The following is a 16,608-nucleotide window of genomic DNA, read 5'->3' as shown; positions in this document are numbered from 1 at the left end:
CGGACCCTGTCACATCCGCAGGCCCCTGCGAAGCGGGGCGGTCTGCGCAAGCCCCGCCTTCGGCACGATGCCGCTACGCCTCGACCCGCAGCCCGGCGGGGCCGGCCTCGACCCGGCCGACGATCGCCGCCGCCGGGTAGCCCGCCGCCCGGATCCGGTCGCGGATCGACGCGGCGCTCCCCGGCGCGCAGGAGACGAGGAGCCCACCCGAGGTCTGCGGATCCGTGAGGAGGTGGCGCCGCCAGTCCGGAAGCCCCTTCGGCAGCGCGACTTCCGCCCCGAAGGCGGCCCAGTTGCGGTGCGACGCGCCGGTGACGAGGCCCTCCCGCGCCAGTCTCTCGGCATGGACGAGCAGGGGCACCGCCCCGGCCTCGATCACGACCGCGAGGCCGGCCCCGCGGGCGAGTTCCAGCCCGTGCCCGATGAGGCCGAAGCCGGTGACGTCGGTCATGGCGTGGACGTCCGGGTCGGCCGCGAGATCCGTGCCGATCCTGTTGAGGAGCGTGGTGGTGGCCAGGAACTCGGCATATCCGCCCTGGGGCAGGCCATCCCGCCGGATCGCCGCCGAGTAGATGCCGACGCCGATGCCCTTGGTCAGGACGAGGGCGTCACCGGTGACGGCGCCGCTGTTGCGCCGGACCTGCTCGCGCCGGGCGAGCCCGATCACGGCGAGGCCGTAGATCGGCTCCGGCGCGTCGATCGAGTGCCCGCCCGCGATCGGGATCCCGGCCTCGGCGCACAGGCCCGCCCCGCCCGCGAGGATCTCGGCCACCGTCTCCGGCGCGATCTTGCCGACCGGCATGCCGAGGATGGCGAGCGCCAGGATCGGCCGGCCGCCCATGGCGTAGACGTCCGAGATCGCGTTCGTGGCGGCGATGCGCCCGAAATCGCGCGGGTCGTCGACCATCGGCGTGAAGAAGTCCGTGGTGGCGATCAGGCAGGTGCCGTCGTCGAGGGCCCAGACGGCCGCGTCGTCGGCGGTCTCGTTGCCGACGAGGAGACGCTCGAAAGGGCCGGCCGCGGGCTGGTTCGCGAGGAGGCCCCGCAGGATCGCCGGGTCGAGCTTGCAGCCGCAGCCGCCCCCGTGGGCGAGGCTCGTGAGGCGGGGCGGTCGCGCGTCCATGATCCCTCCGGAGCATCGTCCGGACCTGCCTAGCAGGGGGAGCACGCCGTGACGACGGCGAACGCGGCGGTCACGCAGTCGCGCGCCGAGCGGCCGTGCCGTCAGGGCTGGGGCCGGCGGCCAGCCGCCGGCCGTCCCGTCACACGTCGAGATTCGCCACGCTCAGCGCGTTCTCCTGGATGAACTCGCGGCGGGGCTCCACCACGTCGCCCATCAGCTTGACGAACAGGTCGTCCGCGTCGGTCGTGTCCTTGACCTTCACCTGCAGGAGCGAGCGCACGTCGCGGTCGAGCGTCGTTTCCCAGAGCTGTTGGGCGGTCATCTCGCCGAGGCCCTTGTAGCGCTGGAGCTGCAGCCCCTTGCGGCCGAAGGCCATCACCGCCTCGAACAGCCCGACGGGCCCGTGCAATTGCGTCTCGTCGCCCTTGCGGGCGAGCGTCACGGGCTCGCCGTAGATCTCGCGGAGCGCGTCGGCCCGCTCCGCGAGGCGGCGGGCCTCCTGCGAGGCGATCAGGGAGGCGTCGAGCGTCGCGACCTGACGCACGCCGCGCAGCGTCCGGCTCAGCACGTAGCCGCCCTCGGCCGCCTCGCCCTGCCAGCCCTGCTCGATCTCGTCGGCGATGATGTCCATGCGCTTGGCCATCATGTCGGCCAGCACCTCGGCCTCGCCCGCGTGCTCGGCGGCCTCCGGCCGGAAGGCGCCCGCGATCACCGCCTGCTCCACCACCGCACGGTCGTAGCGCGTGTGCAGGCCCTGCAGGATCGACCGGAAGCCCCGCGCCTCCTCGACGAGGGCCTTGAGCTGCTCGCCCTGGAATTCGGTGCCGGACGCGAGCCGCAGGATCGCGCCCTCGACGCCCTGGTCGATGAGGTAATCCTCGAGCGCGCGCTCGTCCTTCAGGTAGATCGCCTTGCGCCCGCGCTCGGCTTTGTAGAGGGGCGGCTGCGCGATGTAGAGGTGGCCGCGCTCGATCACCTCCGGCATCTGCCGGAAGAAGAAGGTCAGCAGCAGGGTGCGGATGTGCGAGCCGTCCACGTCCGCATCGGTCATGATGATGATCCGGTGGTAGCGCAGCTTCTCGGGGTTGAAGCCCTCGCGGTCCGTCGACGAGCGGCCGATGCCGGCGCCGAGCGCCGTGATCAGCGTGCCGATCTCGGCCGAGGACAGCATCCGGTCCGCCCGCACGCGCTCGACGTTGAGGATCTTGCCGCGCAGCGGCAGCACCGCCTGGAAGGTGCGGTCGCGACCCTGCTTGGCCGAGCCGCCGGCGGAATCGCCCTCCACCAGCAGGATCTCGCATTTCGTCGGGTCGCGCTCCTGGCAATCGGCGAGCTTGCCGGGCAGCGAGGCGATGTCGAGCGCGCCCTTGCGGGTCACGGTCTCGCGGGCCTTGCGGGCCGCCTCGCGTGCGGAGGCCGCGAGCACAACCTTGCCCATCACGGACCGGGCCTGGCCCGGATTCTCCTCAAGCCAGTTCGAGAGCCCCTCGTTCAGCACGTTCTCGACGGCCGGGCGGACCTCGGAGGAGACGAGCTTGTCCTTCGTCTGCGACGAGAATTTCGGGTCCGGCACCTGGACGGAGATGACCGCGGTCAGGCCCTCCCGGCAATCCTCGCCGGTCAGCGCGACCTTCTCCTTCTTGGCGATGCCCGAGGATTCGGCGTAGCCCGTGATCTGGCGCGTCAGGGCCGCGCGGAAACCCGCCATGTGGGTGCCGCCGTCGCGCTGCGGGATGTTGTTCGTGAAGGGCAGCACGGTCTCGTTGAACGAGTCGTTCCACCAGAACGCCACCTCGACCCGGATGCCGTCGCGCTCTGAGCACACGGTCACCGGCTTCGTCATGCCCTCGATCGGCTTGCGCGAGCGGTCGAGGTAGCGCACGAACGCCTCGATGCCGCCCTGGTAGCAGAGCTCCTCGCGCTTGTGCTCGGCGTGGCGCGCGTCGGTGAGCACGATGCGCACGCCGGAATTCAGGAAGGCGAGCTCCCGCAGGCGCTTCTCCAGCGTCGGGTAGTCGAACTCGACCATCGTGAAGGTCTGAGGCGAGGGCAGGAAGGTCACTTCCGTCCCGCGCCGGCCGCCGGCATCGCCCACGACCTTCAGGGGCGCCACCGCGTCGCCGTGGCGGAACTCCATCATGTGCTCCTGGCCGTTGCGCCAGATGCGCAGGCGGAGCAGCGTCGAGAGGGCGTTCACAACCGAGACGCCGACGCCGTGCAATCCCCCGGAGACCTTGTAGGAATTCTGGTCGAACTTACCGCCCGCGTGCAGCTGGGTCATGATGACCTCGGCCGCCGAGACGCCCTCCTCCTTGTGGATGTCCACCGGGATTCCGCGGCCGTTGTCGGACACGGTGCAGGAGCCGTCGGCGTTCAGCGTCACGGTGACGAGGTCGGCGTGACCCGCCAGCGCCTCGTCGATGGCGTTGTCCACCACCTCGTAGACCATGTGGTGGAGGCCCGAACCGTCATCGGTGTCGCCGATATACATGCCCGGCCGCTTGCGCACGGCATCGAGCCCCTTGAGCACCCGGATCGATTCCGCGCCGTAGGTCTCGGCGTTCTCAGTCTGCGGATTGTCGGCCATGAAGTTCCTCGGGCAGGCGGGTCGCCGCGCGGCCCGCTCTAAAGTCGCCTGGGCCGCGCGCCTGCGATTCGTCTGACCCGCCTGATATAGGGGTTCCGCCTTGAAATTACGATGGTTTCAGGCGCCCGGAGGTCCCTGTGTCTCCCCTTTGTCGCGGCATCGCGTTAATGCCGCGTTAGGGGCATTCCGCCGGGCCTCAATCCTGGAGGAACGGGTTGGTCAATCGCTCCTCGCCGAGCGTTCCCGTCGGGCCGTGGCCGGGGATGAAGGCGAGATCGTCGCCGAGCGGCAGCACCTTCTCCTTGATCGCGCGGATGAGCTCGGCATGGTTGCCCCCCGGCAGGTCCGTGCGGCCGACCGAGCCCTTGAACACCACGTCGCCGACGAGGGCGAAGCGCGCGTCCCGGCTCACGAACACGACGCTGCCCGGCGAGTGGCCGGGGGCGTGCAGGATGTCGAAGGCGAGCGGGCCGACCTCAACCCGGTCGCCCTCATCGAGCCAACGGTCCGGCGTGACGGCGCGCGCACCCGCGATGCCGTAGCCGGCGCCGGTCTCGGGCAGGGAATCGAGCAGGAAACGGTCGGCCTCGTGCGGGCCCTCGACGGGCACGTTGCCGAGGCGCTCGCGCAGCTCCGCCGCGCCGCCTGCGTGGTCGATGTGGCCGTGCGTGAGCAGGATCTTCTCGATCGTGATGCCCTGCTCGCGGATCGCCGCCTCGATCCGGTCGAGGTCGCCGCCCGGATCGACCACGGCGCCGACCTTGGTGGCCTCGTCCCAGATCAGGGTGCAATTCTGCTGGAAGGGCGTGACCGGGATGATTCCGGCGCGGGGCGTGCCTGGCATCGGGACTCGTTTCGGGTTTGTCGCCCGGACGGGGCGGGACGGGCCGGCCCTTCTAGCGCGCCTTCGCGCCCTGCGCGAATCGCCTTCAGGCCGGGCTGCGCTTCAGCAGGGCGTCGAGCCCGCCGACCCGGTACCAGTGATAGCCGTAGCCTTCGAGGCAGAGGACGTGGCGCCCCCTCTCCCCGGCGCTGCGGGCGCCGGTCAGGAGGTCGATCAGGAGATCGCCTTCCGGCGGCTCGATGCCCGTCGCCAACTGGATCTCGATCGGGCGGGCGGCGAGGTTGAACACGCAGAGCACGGCGTTGTTGCGCCAATCGTAGCGCAGGGCGAGCACGGCGCTCTCGCCGGTCTCGAGGGCGGTCACTGCGCCCCAGCCGATCTCGGGCGCCTCCTTGCGAAGGCGGATCATGCTCTGCATCCAGGCGAGCAGCGAATCCTTGTCGTGGCGCTGGTCGGCGACGTTGACGTGCTCGTATCCGTAAGGCCCCTTGCCGATCACCGGCATGGTCGGCCGCTCCGACTTCGTGAAGCCGCCGTTCCTCTCACCCGTCCACTGCATCGGGGTGCGGGCGCAATCGCGCTCCTTCAGTGAGAGATCGTCGCCCATGCCGATCTCGTCGCCGTAGCGCAGGACCGGGGTGCCGGGCAGGCCGAGCATCAGCGCGTAGGCGAGGCGGATCCGGCGGGAATCGCCCTGCAGCATCGGCGCGAGGCGGCGGCGGATGCCGCGCTCGTAGAGCTGCATGTCCTTGTCCGGTCCGAAGGCGTCGAACACGGTCTGGCGCTGCTTCTCGGTCAGCCGCCCGAGGTCCAGCTCGTCGTGATTGCGCAGGAAGGTCGCCCACTGGGCGGAGGCCGGGCGCTGCCAGGTCTTGTCGATGGCCTTGATGAGGGGGCGCGTGTCGCCGGCGGCGAGCGCGTAGAAGGTCGCCTGATTGACCTGGAAGTTGAACATCATGTGCATGCGATCGGCGTCGTCGCCGAAATAGTCGAGGTCCTGCTTCGGGAGGATGTTCGCTTCCGCCAGGATGATCGCGTCGCCCTTCCGCCACTGCAGGAACTCGCGGAAGTCGCGCAGCATGTCGAACTGCTCGACCGGCTCGCCCGTCACGTCGGCACCCTTCTTGGCGATGACGAAGGGGACCGCGTCCATGCGGAAGCCCGAGACGCCGAGCTCGATCCAGAAGCCCATGATCTTCAGGATCTCGGCCTGCACTTCCGGGTTCGCGGTGTTGAGGTCGGGCTGGAAGTCGAAGAAGCGGTGGAAGTAGTAGGCCTTCGCCTTCGCGTCGTAGGTCCAGGTCGTCTTCTGCACGCCGGGAAAGACCATGCCCTCGTCGGCGTTGGCGGGCTTCTCGGCCGACCAGACGTACCAGTCGCGGTGGGGTGAGTCCGGGTCGGAGCGCGCCGACTGGAACCAGCGGTGCCGGTCCGAGGTGTGGTTGACCACGAGATCGATGATGACGCGCAATCCCCGCTGCTTGGCGGCGTGCGTGAAGGCGACGAAGTCGCCGAGCGAGCCGTAATCGGGGTCGACCCCGTAATAATCCGAGATGTCGTAGCCGCCGTCCTTCTTCGGCGAGGGCTGGAACGGCATCAGCCAGATGGCCGTGATCCCGAGTCCTTGCAGGTAGTCGAGCCGCCGCTCCAGACCCGCGAAATCGCCGATCCCGTCGCCGTTCGCATCCATGAAGGTGCGCACCGACAGGCAGTAGATGACGGCGTTCTTGTACCAGAGATCGGTGATCATGCGGTCTCCGAGGGACGGCCCGGGTGGTGCGGCGGCCGAGACCCTAACGCTCAAGGTTGCAACTTGGTCGCGCTGCCATTTCAGATCCGTGCGCGGCGACGGATCCTTCACCTTGACGCCGGAATTCAGCTTCCAGGCGGTTCCGAAGGGCAGAAGGGCGTCGCCGCGGCCCGAAAGTGGGAAGTGGCGTCAATCTTCTTCGATTAAGGGAGGCTCGGGGGCAGATGAGGCGGTCTGCCTGAACTCGAAAAAGGCAGACCATGAGACGTATCCTGATCGGCGCCCTGCTCTGCGCGGCGCTGGCGCTTCCGGCCGAGGCGCGGAATTTCGCGGTGCCTCCGAAGAATCCGGCCATGACGGTCGTCGTGCCCGACAGCTGGAAGGTCCGGGAAATTGATTTCGGCTTCTCCGCCCGATCACCGGACGACGAGGTGGTCTTCTACGTCGAGTATGCGAGCAAGAAGAAGCTCGACGCGATGCTCGAGACGAACCGCGCCTGGATGCGCGAGAACGAGATCGACGACAGCGTGAAGCCGCTCGAGAAGGAGATGGACTTCAACGGCGCCTCCGGCACCGTGCTGCGCTACGACACCAAGGACGCGAACGGGAAGACCATCGTCGACTTCGTGCTCCTCAGCGGCGGCGAGAACCAAGTGATCATGCTCACCCTCTGGGGCTCGGAGGAGGAGCGCGCCTCCCACAAGGCCGAGATCTCGGCGATCATGAACAGCGTGCGGCCGATCAAGTGAGGGAGGGAGAGGCATGATGCGCACCATCCTTGCCGCACCCCTGGCGGCCTGTCTCGCCCTGGGGCCGGCCGCGGCTGCCGACGATTTCTGGTCTGGCGCGAAGGCGAAGGTCGGAGCCGGGCAGAACGCCGCCGCGGGCTCCAGCATCGGCGAGTACGAGGCGGCCGAGCGCGCGGCCTCGGAAGCCTGGGGGCGCCTGCCCTTCTCGACCCGCCGCGCGATGTTCGTCAATCGGAAGGCGGCCCTCTACGGCGACTACGACCGGCGCGGCTCGAATGTCTTCGCGCCGGGCGAGCCGCTCCTCAGCTACGTCGAGCCCATCGGCTTCGGCTATCGCAAGTCCGGCGACCTCCATACCTTCGAGGGAACGATCGACTTCTCGATCCGGACCCGCACCGGCGAGGAACTCGGCAGCCAGAAGGCGTTCCAGAGCTACAGCCTGACAAGCCATGCGCCGGCGCGCGAGTTCTTCCTCAACCTCACGATCACGCTCGACGGGGCGCCGCCCGGCGACTACGTCCTCGTCTTCACGCTCAACGACACGGTCCGCAAGACGAGCACGCCGGTCGAGCAGCCCTTCACGATCCGGGGGGCCGAGGGCCGGGCACCTTAAATCAGCCGCGTTGTCATCCCCATCTGGGGTCGGGACGGCCGCGCTTGATCGGCGCGCCGTCCCGAGCGTTGTGTCAAGCCGGCCGGTGCCCATTCCCTGATGAACACCATCCTGATCAAGCTGTTCGCGACGGCGCTGACGTTGAGCCAGGTCACGACCCGGCCCGACGCGGTCAGGACCCAGTTCGATCCCGGTACCGATGGCGCCGAGGTCGTGCAAATCCTGCGCGACGGCTGCGCGCACATGCGCAAGGCCTTCGACATCGAGGACATCAACCTCGACGAGCTGATCTCGACCGCGATGGAGGATCCGAGCGCGGTGGCGGGCGCGGGCGCGCCGAAGCTCCTGCACGGGCTCGACATCGGGGAGCTCAACACGAGCTACCGCCAGTTCTGCAAGGGCGAGAACCCGAAGGATTCGCCCTTCGACGCCGCGGAGGTGATCGCCTTCTACAACAAGGCCGTCACCGACCTCCCCTCGGCCGAGGCGCTGCGCGATGCGAAGTTGCCCGGCGCCAGCGTCATCCTGGACGGCTCGGGCAAGCCCTACGCCGAGACCTTCGAGGCGAACGGGCGCCGCCTCACGGTGCCGATCGCCTCGGTGCCGCCGCTCGTGCGCCAGGCCTTCGTCGCCGCCGAGGACAAGCGCTTCGAGATCCACCACGGCATCGACGAGCGCGGCGTCATCCGCGCCTTCATCGGCAATCTCGCCTCGCCGGGGCGTCCCCAAGGCGGCTCGACCATCACCCAGCAGGTGGTGAAGAACCTCTCGGTCGGCGACGACGTCACCTACGAGCGCAAGATCCGCGAGATGATCGTGGCTGGGCGGCTCGAGCGGATCCTCACGAAGCCCGAGATCCTCGGCCTCTACCTCAACGGGATCTATCTCGGCCGCGGCGCCTACGGCATCGAGATGGCCGCGCGCAGCTATTTCGGCAAATCGGTTGGCGACCTGACTCTGCCGGAGGCGGCGCTCCTGGCCGGCATGCCGAAGGGCCCGAACTACTACAGCCCCGACAAGTACCCGTACCGTGCCCGCGAGCGGCGCGCCTACGTGCTCTCGCGCCTCAAGGAGGAGGGCGCGATCACCGAGGCGCAGATGGCGCAAGCCGTGACGTCCGATCTCGGATTGAAGCCCGTCGAGACGGCGAGGCGCGATTCCGGCTTCTACGTCGTCGACCACCTCGCCCGCGAGGCGCGCACCTTCGGCGGGCTCGACTCGCTCACGGCCGCCTCCTTCACGGTGCGCTCGACGATCAATGCCGGGCTGCAGCGGGCGACCGAGAGCGTCCTGCAGGACGGCCTCGCGACCTACGAGCGCGCCACCGGCCGGCAGAGCTTCACGGGACCGGAATTCAACCTCGCCGACGCGGTTCGGAAGATCGAGGCCGCTGCCCCTGCGCCCTCGCCAGCGCCGGCCGCCGCGCCGGTGCCTCCCCCCGCGGCCGAGGCGAAGGCGTCGCCCGAGGCCCGCAGGCCGCCGGCCAAGGCCGCGAGCGCCCGGCCGCCCGTCGCGAAGGTCGTGGGCCCGAAGCCGGCCTGGCTCCGGGCACTGGAGAGCGCGCGAGCCCCCCTCTACGACGTGCATTGGCCGCTCGCCGTGGTGCTGGAAGCAGGGCGCGGCCCCGTCAGGGTCGGGCTCGCCGACGGCCGGATCGCGAGCCTCGATCCCGGCATCGCGCGCGGCAAGCTCCAGGTCTACGACGCGGTGCGGGTGAAGCTCCGCGAGGGCAAGGGCGCGCTGCGCGCCGAGATCCGGGTGCGGCCTGCGGTCCAGGGCGCCGCGCTCGTGCTGGAAAACCGCACCGGACGCATCCTCGCGATGTCCGGCGGCTTCTCCTATCCGGTCAGCCAGCTCAACCGCGTGACCCAGGCCGTGCGCCAGCCCGGCTCGACCCTGAAGCCCCTCACCTATCTGGCAGCGCTCAATGCCGGGTTGCAGCCGAACACGCTCGTGATGGATTCCGCCGTGACCCTGCCGCCCATCGGCGGGATCGGCGATTCCTGGTCGCCGAAGAACTACGACGGCGGCGGCTCCGGCGCCACGACCCTGCGGCGGGGCCTCGAATTCTCGAAGAACCTCGTCACGGCCCGCCTCCTTCAGGGCGGCATCGCCGAGAAGGCGCCGGCGAGCCTCCAGCGGGTCTGCGACATCGCCCTCGAGGCCCAGATCTACGCCGAATGCGAGCGCTACTACCCGTTCGTGCTGGGCGCCCAGCCGGTGCGGATGCTCGATCTCGCCGCCTTCTACGCGGCCGTGGCGAACGAGGGCGTCCGCCCTACCCCCTACGCCCTGGAAGGCATCGAGCGGGACGGCAAGGCGATCTACACGCATGCGGCGCGCGACCCGGTGCGGATCGGCTCGGCGGACAGGGTCGCCTTCTACCAGCTCAAGACCATGCTGCAGGGCGTGACGAACCACGGCACCGCCGCGGCGCTCGCCCGCAACTCCGCCTACGTCGCGGGCAAGACCGGCACGTCGGAGAACGAGAACGACGCGTGGTTCGCAGGCTTCACCAACGAGGTCACGGTGGTGGTGTGGGTGGGCTACGACAACGCGGACGGCACCCGCCGCACGCTGGGGCGCGGCCAGACGGGCGGGCACGTCGCGGTTCCGATCGCGGGCTCGATCCTGCAGGCCGCCTGGGCGAACGGGGTGCCGCGCACTCCGCTCAACCCGCCCTCCCAGGAAGCACGGCGCAACCTGATCGACCTGCGGGTCGATCCCCGCAGCGGCGAGCGCGTCGCGGGCGGCGGGTTCCTGGAGCATTTCCGCACGCAGGGCGACGGCCGCATGGCGGACACCCAGTACCGACTCGTGCCGCGCGAGACGCTCTACGCGATGCGGCCGGACGCGGAGGACGGCGACGGCCTCGGCGGCGCCGAGGACGGTGCGGACGTGCGGGGCGACTTCTTCGGCAACCGCGCGCCCGAATCCGACTTCCTCGATCCCTATGGCGGGCGCGGGCAGCAGCCGGGCCGCAGCCGGCGCGCTCAAGGGGACCTCGACGGGTACCAGGACGGATACCGCGCGTGGCCCGGCCAGACGAGCCGCTCGCCCTTCGGAGACGAGGATGTGTCGCGGCCCCGCCGTCGCGATCCGGACTGGCTCTTCGGCGACGATCCGCGCTACTGAGCCGGCATTCCCAGACCATTCCCGAACCTGAGGCCCGAGACGTGCGGACGCATCTGACGGCATCCCTTGCCTACGCGCTTGCCCTCCCCCTCCTCGCCGGGGCAGCGGCCCCGGCGCTCGCCCAGGCGGCGAGGGAGCCCGCTCCGGGCATGGCGGCGCAGGCGCCGGCCGCGCCCGAGCGCATCCAGGAGGTGCCCTCGGTGACCGCCCTCGACCCAGCGCAGATCAAGCCCGGCACGATCCTGTTCACCGACCACCGGGACAACCCGTCCGCGCCCGAGAACGGCCTCACGCCCTATCTCGACTGGGTCCGGAATCGTCCGGCCGAGGCCGCCGCCCTCGCCCCGTTTCCCGGCTACAAGGAGCCGGATTACACCGTGACCGTGAACGGCGTGACCAAGCCCCGGCACGAGACGCTCAAGGTCTACGTGGCGGAGGGACGCTTCGTGGTCGCCCGACCGCCCGAGGCGATCGACCTCGCGGCCTTCGCGAACCTTGCCTTCGTCCAGAGGATGGATCCTGCGATCCGGCACAAGGCGGTCGATCCCGCCGACGTGACGCCGACGAAGGATCCGGCCGCCGCCTTCGCCAAGCGGCCCGACCGGCCCTGGTGCGCGGATGCCGCCGCCTGCATCGAGTCGCGCTACGACCTCGAGGGCAAGCTGCCCCTCGGCGTGAAGCTCGCCAACAAGCTGGAGGAAGGCTCGTCGAAGAAGATCGCCGAGTTCGTCTCCTTCCAGAGCGAGCTGCGAGTCCTCCCGGCCGCGGAGGCCGCGGCCTTGTCGAAGCTCACCCGGGTCGACACCGCGGTGACGGGCGGGCTCGAACAGACGATCTTCTGGGTCAACCAGATCCTGCGCTTCGGCAAGTTTCTGGCCGTGTTCCAACCGATGCCGGGCGATCCGACGAAGACGGTGGTCACGACCTACATGGCGCTCGCCATCAAGGCCGACGTGCTCGACCGGAAGGCGGAGTATGCGCGCGTGCCCGTGCTCAAGAACCTGCTGCCGGCCCAGGTGCTGATGGGCAATTCGAGCTTCAACACGGGCAACTCGATCAGCGCCGGGCTGCCCACCTACGCCCGCAACCGCATCGCCGCCTTCGCGGACGCGCTGGCGAAGCGGTAGCCGGCCGGGCGCGCCGTACGGTCCGATGCGCCAGGGACGCTCTCTCCTCGAGAGGAGGAGCGACCCGTACTCGATACGGAGCAGCGGCCCGGCTCAGTAGCCCCGGTTCGCGATCGAGGGGATCGAGGGCTGCGTGTAGAGGCGGTTCACGTCCCGGCGGGTCTGGGTCCCGTTCGTGTCGTTCGAGCGGCGGAAATTGTCGGTGTTGAAGGTCTCGGACAGTCCGCTGCGGCTGTCGGGACCCTCGACGCTGTTGCAGGCCGCGAGACCGGCGGCGAGAGCCGCGATGAGGGCGAGGGGCTTGAGGCGCATGTCGTCTTCCAGATCTCGTCGCTGAGCGTCGCCGCTCGGGGTCGGGGCGTGGTGGTGCCCGGCGGGCGGCCCCGTCAAGCATGGTTCACGGGGCGTGGACCATTGCCGCCAGGGTGATGCCGGGCGGCCACGAAAAACACACCAATCCGCGTCGAATCGGCCACGCAACCGCGGCAATCGTGTGGAGGATCGGGCGCGGAGTCTGGCGAATCCCCGAGCTTTTGAAGAAGACTGGCGTCGATGAGCAACGTCCTGCCCTTCCGCCAGCGCCAGCCCGCCGCTCAACTTGCGCGGTGCGAGGTCGTGGCCGTCGCCGGTGATCTCCTCGATCTGCTGGAGCAGCTTGAGGGCCTCAGCGCCCGGGCCGCTGCGATGGGCCGACCGCCGCTGGAGGTCGAGCGCACAGTCCAGAATCTCCTCGATGCGGTCAGCGCCGTCGAGCGCGCCCTCGACTGCATCGGTGAGGGCGACGAGGCGGCCCCCGGCTGACCCATCGGTACAGCTCAACCCTAAGATTGTACCGGAACTGTCACGTTAACCCCCCGTTGAAGGTGGGACGTCCCGCCGCAGGTGCGGGAGAGCCTGCCGGAGGGGACCGATGCCGACGACCCAGACCCGCCTCGCCCGTCGTTCACGCAAGCACGGATTCGCGCTGACGCTCGCCGCGGCCGGGATCGTGCTCGGGACGGCGGCCGTCCACGCGCAGGAAGAAGGGCTCGGCGGCTTGTTCCGCCAGCTCTTCTCGCCCGCGCAGCCCACTCCGCAGACGGCTCCTCCCGCCGAGGTCCAGATGCCCAGCGCCGCGCGGTATTACGGCCGCCGCCACGCGCAGGGCGGTCGCGTGCGGCCGAAGGTGCGGTACGCCGCGCTGCCGAAGCCCGAACCCCTCAAGGTCCGCATCACCGACCGGCAGCAGCCCCTCGACATGAAGGCGGGCGCTGCGGCCGCGCTCCTGAGGGACGAGACCCTGCGCCCCGGGGACATCGTCATCCTCAAGGACGGCGCCCGCGTCTTCACGGGCAACCCGGACAAGAAGCACGCGATGCACGAGTTCGAGCCGGTCGACCGCTCGCGGCAAGTGGACAAGAAGACCCGGCGGCTCCTCGCGGGCATGATGGCCCCCGTCGGCGCACTTCCCGCCGACGAGGCGCGGCGCCAGATGGCCCGCCTGAAGCGCGCTGCGACGCCCCGGCACTCCGAGCCGCTTCAGGCCGAGGCGGTGCAGACGGAAGCGGCGGTGCGCGTGATCAATCCCTGGTCGACGAGCCCCTGAGGAGGGCCGCGCTTACGCGGCCGCGGCGCCCGAGACGCTCGCCCACACCGTGCCGTAATGGCATGCGGTGCCCACGAGCACGAAGCCGTGCCAGATCGCGTTCTGGAACGGCAGGCTTCGCCAAACGTGGAAGACGACGCCGAAGGAGTAGAGCAGGCCGCCCAATGCGAGCAGCCAGAGCGCCGTCGGCTGCAGGGCGGCGATCACGGATTCGTAGGCGAGAAGGCCGCTCCAACCCAGCATCAGATAGAGGGCGATGGAGAGGCGGTCGAAGCGGCCGGGCAGGAACAGCTTCACGCCGATGCCGATGCCGGCCACCACCCAGATGAAGGCTAGGAGCCCGTAGGCCGTGGGGCCTGTGCCGACCAGCGTGACGAGCGGCGTGTAGGTCCCCGCGATCATCAGGTAGATCAAGGCGTGGTCGGCCCGCCGCAGCAGCCATTTCCGCGGGTGAACCGGGTGGAGGTTGTAGATCGCCGATACGGCCAGCATTGAGACCAGCACCGCGGAGTAGACGAGGATCGCGGCGCGGGCACCCCAGCCGAGATGGGCCGCGGTCGCCGTCACAACCAGTGCGATTGCGCCGGCGAGACCCAGCACCACGCCGACACAGTGGATCACCCCATCGGCCATGATCTCGCGACGGGTATAGTTCCAAGTCAGGCCAACGGGTCGTCCATCTTCCGCCAGGAACATTTCTGCCTCCAGCACCATGCGGAGGCTAAGCTTTTTCTCTGAAAGTCGTTCCGCAGGAAAAATGCGTATTCCGGGTTACTCCCAGTTATTTGAGCCGGATTGGTAAAGGCTTGTGCACTGCAAGACATTTCGCCGCGCGGCAAAAGCGAGCCGCACCTGAGTTGCTGGCCGGCGATGATGTCGCCTACCCCTCTCCGGTCGAACGAGGTCTCGCGATCATTGAACCCACTGTAGATCAGACCCTTCGTCCGGCCAGGGCCTCGTAGCCGAAGGGAATGCTCGCGGGGCCCAGCGTCGCGGATGCAGGCACCGTGCCGCGGCTGAGGCGGGCGTGGACCACGGCCATCACCAGCACGGCCATCGCGAGGACCTGATGCGCGAGGGCGGCCCAGAGCGGCACAGCGAGGAGGAGCGCGGTGATGCCGAGGGCGGCCTGGAGGAGAGCGAGGCCCGCGATGCCAGCCGCCCGCCGGGCCGCGCCGCCGCCCGCCAGACGTGCGTCGAAGGCGTGGAGCAGGGCGACGGTGAGCAGGAGATAGGCCGTCATGCGGTGGTTGAACTGGACGAGGGTGACGTTGTCGACGAAGTTCTCGATCCAGGGCTTCACGACGAACAGGCCGGACAGGTCGGGCACGAGATCGCCGTTCATCGTGGGCCACGTGTTGTAGACGAGACCGGCATGGGAGCCCGCCACGAGGCCGCCGAGAAAGATCTGCAGCAGCACCAGAAGAGGTAGTGCGTAGGCGGTGCGGCGCAGCCGGGCGCCTGCCGGCCGGCCCGTCGCTCCGCGCAGGCCCGCGGCGAGCCAGACGAGCCCCGCCAGGATGAGGCTCGCCGTCGTCAGGTGCAGGGCGAGCTTGAGCGGCGCCACGGCCGTCATGCCGGGCTGAAGGCCCGAGGCCACCATGATCCAGCCGATCGCCCCTTGCAGGCCGCCCAGAAGCCCGAGCCCGAGCAGGGCGAGCCCGAGGCGAAGGTTCAGGCGTCCGCGCAGCCAGAACACGACGAGGGGCAGGAAGAAGGCGAGGCCGATGATGCGGCCGAGCATCCGGTGACCCCATTCCCAGGCGTAGAGAACCTTGAAGTCCGAGAGGCCGAGCCCCTGGTTCAGGATGCGGTATTGCGGCGTATCCTTGTACCTCTCGAATTCCGCGGCCCAGGCCTCGGCCGTGAGGGGAGGCACGGCGCCCGTCACCGGCCGCCATTCCGTGATCGAGAGGCCCGAGCCGGTCAGCCGCGTCGCGCCGCCGACCGCCACCATCGCGACGACGAGTGCGGCGAGCAGGTAGAGCCAGGTGCGAAGGGCCCTGTTCGCCGGAGGGTTCGCGGTCGCGGCGGAGATCATGCTGTCGGTCGCCTTCGGTCTCGATCGCGCAGGCCCGGCGCCGAGTTCGACGGAGGCGGAGGGCGCGCTCAGGGCAGGCTCTTACGGCAGCGAGGATCGGCGGGGCAACGCCTGCCGATGCCGCAGCGGGGGAAGCCGCGCCGATTGTGCCCCCTCCCGGGCACGCGAGGCGCCCCGCAGGAAGGGGTCGATGCGAGCGACGACGCCGGAGAAGCGGCGGGCAATCGCGGCCAAGGAGTCCTCGGACCGCGTTTCGAGCGGGTCGGTCGGCGCTTCGCACCGGTGCGGCGCCGGGCCGAGTTGCCATCGGCGGATGCGCGCATTAGCCCTCGGCGCGAGCCCGGACGGGGCGCGACTTCGCTGATGAAAGGGACCCGATGGCCCGCCGGACCCGAACCCTGATCGGGACGATCGTGATCCTGGCCTTCGTCATGATCTACGCGCCGCTCGCCATGGCTCTCGCCGACAGCCGCATCGCCGAGGCCCCAGCCCTCGTGCAGACCATCCTCTACTGCCTGCTCGGCATCGCCTGGATCTTCCCGTTGATGCCGGTGATCCGGTGGATGGAGCGCCCCGACCGCTGAGGTGTGGCGCGCATGCCGGCATCGCCCGCGTTTTCGCCGCACTCGCGCGTCAGAAGCGTGACGTCAGCCCTCCCGATCCCGGTCCCACCCCGCTCCATGCCACGCTCTCACTCGCGCCGCCTCGGCCTTGCCGGCTTCCTCTGCCTCATCGCGAGCGGCCCGCTCGGGGCGCAGGAGACCCCTCGCTCGATCGGCGATTGCGAGCGGCTGAAGAACGATCTCGCCTACAACCAGTGCCTGTCGATGTTCGGGCCGGCGGCCAAGAACATCGCCGGCGGCGACGGGGCGGCTTCGCCGGCTCCGGCCCTGGCCGCGGCGGCGATCCCCATGGCCGATGACCCGGCGCCGGAGGCCGGCCGCGGCCGGCGCGGTCGCGCCCGCTACGGGCGCCGCGGGCGCCAAGTCGCCGTCTTCACGGCCGGCGGCTCTGAGGAGACCCGCACCTACCGGCGCCGCCGCAGGCGCTGAGT

General features: G+C 69.8%; 15 protein-coding genes. 8 read left to right on the top strand and 7 right to left on the bottom strand.

Annotation, left to right across the window (positions count from 1 at the left end; translation table 11 throughout):
- Positions 1-73: 73 nt before the first annotated feature.
- The 4 genes from selD to J2X36_RS10110 form a co-directional block, all read right to left on the bottom strand.
- Positions 74-1,123 (bottom strand): selenide, water dikinase SelD, encoded by a 1,050-nt coding sequence (selD, locus tag J2X36_RS10125; protein ID WP_310349122.1) that lies wholly within the window; start codon positions 1,121-1,123, stop codon positions 74-76.
- Positions 1,124-1,262: 139 nt separating this feature from the next.
- Positions 1,263-3,710, bottom strand: a complete 2,448-nt coding sequence (gyrB, locus tag J2X36_RS10120) for a DNA topoisomerase (ATP-hydrolyzing) subunit B (protein WP_310349120.1) — start codon at positions 3,708-3,710, stop codon at positions 1,263-1,265.
- A gap of 196 nt (positions 3,711-3,906) precedes the next feature.
- Positions 3,907-4,554 carry an MBL fold metallo-hydrolase gene (locus tag J2X36_RS10115; RefSeq protein ID WP_132251582.1) on the bottom strand — a complete coding sequence of 216 codons (648 nt, stop codon included), beginning with the start codon at positions 4,552-4,554 and terminating at the stop codon, positions 3,907-3,909.
- 85 nt (positions 4,555-4,639) lie between these two features.
- Positions 4,640-6,304 carry an alpha-amylase family protein gene (locus tag J2X36_RS10110; protein ID WP_310349117.1) on the bottom strand — a complete coding sequence of 555 codons (1,665 nt, stop codon included), beginning with the start codon at positions 6,302-6,304 and terminating at the stop codon, positions 4,640-4,642.
- A gap of 260 nt (positions 6,305-6,564) precedes the next feature.
- Here J2X36_RS10110 and J2X36_RS10105 point away from each other — a divergent pair, with 260 nt between their 5' ends.
- From J2X36_RS10105 to J2X36_RS10090, 4 genes are all read left to right on the top strand, one after another.
- The gene (locus J2X36_RS10105; protein WP_132251587.1) at positions 6,565-7,053 is read left to right on the top strand and encodes a hypothetical protein; all 489 of its coding nucleotides are present in this window, start codon (positions 6,565-6,567) and stop codon (positions 7,051-7,053) included.
- Positions 7,054-7,066: 13 nt separating this feature from the next.
- Complete coding sequence (locus tag J2X36_RS10100; protein ID WP_310349114.1) at positions 7,067-7,666, top strand: hypothetical protein; 600 nt, start codon at positions 7,067-7,069, stop codon at positions 7,664-7,666.
- Positions 7,667-7,765: 99 nt separating this feature from the next.
- Positions 7,766-10,801: a transglycosylase domain-containing protein gene (locus tag J2X36_RS10095; RefSeq protein WP_310349111.1), complete on the top strand. Its 3,036-nt coding sequence runs from the start codon at positions 7,766-7,768 to the stop codon at positions 10,799-10,801.
- 41 nt (positions 10,802-10,842) lie between these two features.
- Complete coding sequence (locus tag J2X36_RS10090) at positions 10,843-11,928, top strand: hypothetical protein (RefSeq protein ID WP_310349108.1); 1,086 nt, start codon at positions 10,843-10,845, stop codon at positions 11,926-11,928.
- A gap of 93 nt (positions 11,929-12,021) precedes the next feature.
- Here the strand turns inward: J2X36_RS10090 and J2X36_RS10085 are convergent, their stop codons facing one another.
- Positions 12,022-12,240, bottom strand: coding sequence for a hypothetical protein (locus J2X36_RS10085; RefSeq protein ID WP_132251598.1), 219 nt, complete (start codon positions 12,238-12,240; stop codon positions 12,022-12,024).
- Between the two features lie 240 nt (positions 12,241-12,480).
- Between J2X36_RS10085 and J2X36_RS10080 the strand changes: the two genes are divergently transcribed.
- Both J2X36_RS10080 and J2X36_RS10075 read left to right on the top strand, forming a co-directional pair.
- Complete coding sequence (locus tag J2X36_RS10080) at positions 12,481-12,729, top strand: hypothetical protein (RefSeq protein ID WP_132251601.1); 249 nt, start codon at positions 12,481-12,483, stop codon at positions 12,727-12,729.
- A gap of 109 nt (positions 12,730-12,838) precedes the next feature.
- Positions 12,839-13,513, top strand: coding sequence for a hypothetical protein (locus J2X36_RS10075; protein WP_132251603.1), 675 nt, complete (start codon positions 12,839-12,841; stop codon positions 13,511-13,513).
- Positions 13,514-13,525: 12 nt separating this feature from the next.
- Here the strand turns inward: J2X36_RS10075 and J2X36_RS10070 are convergent, their stop codons facing one another.
- Together J2X36_RS10070 and J2X36_RS10065 are read right to left on the bottom strand one after the other, a co-directional pair.
- Complete coding sequence (locus J2X36_RS10070; RefSeq protein ID WP_132251606.1) at positions 13,526-14,209, bottom strand: hemolysin III family protein; 684 nt, start codon at positions 14,207-14,209, stop codon at positions 13,526-13,528.
- A gap of 235 nt (positions 14,210-14,444) precedes the next feature.
- On the bottom strand, positions 14,445-15,554 hold the full coding sequence (locus tag J2X36_RS10065; RefSeq protein WP_310349104.1) for a COX15/CtaA family protein: 1,110 nt from the start codon (positions 15,552-15,554) through the stop codon (positions 14,445-14,447).
- Positions 15,555-15,931: 377 nt separating this feature from the next.
- On the opposite strand from J2X36_RS10065, the gene J2X36_RS10060 reads away from it, so the two are divergent.
- Positions 15,932-16,138, top strand: a complete 207-nt coding sequence (locus J2X36_RS10060) for a DUF2842 domain-containing protein (RefSeq protein ID WP_132251611.1) — start codon at positions 15,932-15,934, stop codon at positions 16,136-16,138.
- Positions 16,139-16,234: 96 nt separating this feature from the next.
- Complete coding sequence (locus tag J2X36_RS10055; RefSeq protein WP_310349100.1) at positions 16,235-16,606, top strand: hypothetical protein; 372 nt, start codon at positions 16,235-16,237, stop codon at positions 16,604-16,606.
- The last annotated feature ends 2 nt before the right edge of the window (positions 16,607-16,608 follow it).

Origin of the sequence: Methylobacterium sp. BE186, from assembly GCF_031457035.1 — a bacterium.
In the GTDB taxonomy this organism is placed as follows: Bacteria; Pseudomonadota; Alphaproteobacteria; order Rhizobiales; family Beijerinckiaceae; genus Methylobacterium; species Methylobacterium segetis.
This window is presented reverse-complemented; position numbering and strand designations above follow the sequence as displayed.

Coding starts and splice junctions, on each gene's coding strand:
- J2X36_RS10110 (WP_310349117.1), bottom strand. CDS start 6,304: ATGATCACCGATCTCTGGTACAAGAACGCCGTCATCTACTGCCTGTCG.
- J2X36_RS10070 (WP_132251606.1), bottom strand. CDS start 14,209: ATGTTCCTGGCGGAAGATGGACGACCCGTTGGCCTGACTTGGAACTAT.
- J2X36_RS10065 (WP_310349104.1), bottom strand. CDS start 15,554: ATGATCTCCGCCGCGACCGCGAACCCTCCGGCGAACAGGGCCCTTCGC.
- gyrB (WP_310349120.1), bottom strand. CDS start 3,710: ATGGCCGACAATCCGCAGACTGAGAACGCCGAGACCTACGGCGCGGAA.
- J2X36_RS10105 (WP_132251587.1), top strand. CDS start 6,565: ATGAGACGTATCCTGATCGGCGCCCTGCTCTGCGCGGCGCTGGCGCTT.
- J2X36_RS10100 (WP_310349114.1), top strand. CDS start 7,067: ATGATGCGCACCATCCTTGCCGCACCCCTGGCGGCCTGTCTCGCCCTG.
- J2X36_RS10080 (WP_132251601.1), top strand. CDS start 12,481: ATGAGCAACGTCCTGCCCTTCCGCCAGCGCCAGCCCGCCGCTCAACTT.
- J2X36_RS10075 (WP_132251603.1), top strand. CDS start 12,839: ATGCCGACGACCCAGACCCGCCTCGCCCGTCGTTCACGCAAGCACGGA.
- J2X36_RS10060 (WP_132251611.1), top strand. CDS start 15,932: ATGGCCCGCCGGACCCGAACCCTGATCGGGACGATCGTGATCCTGGCC.
- J2X36_RS10115 (WP_132251582.1), bottom strand. CDS start 4,554: ATGCCAGGCACGCCCCGCGCCGGAATCATCCCGGTCACGCCCTTCCAG.
- J2X36_RS10095 (WP_310349111.1), top strand. CDS start 7,766: ATGAACACCATCCTGATCAAGCTGTTCGCGACGGCGCTGACGTTGAGC.
- J2X36_RS10055 (WP_310349100.1), top strand. CDS start 16,235: ATGCCACGCTCTCACTCGCGCCGCCTCGGCCTTGCCGGCTTCCTCTGC.
- J2X36_RS10085 (WP_132251598.1), bottom strand. CDS start 12,240: ATGCGCCTCAAGCCCCTCGCCCTCATCGCGGCTCTCGCCGCCGGTCTC.
- selD (WP_310349122.1), bottom strand. CDS start 1,123: ATGGACGCGCGACCGCCCCGCCTCACGAGCCTCGCCCACGGGGGCGGC.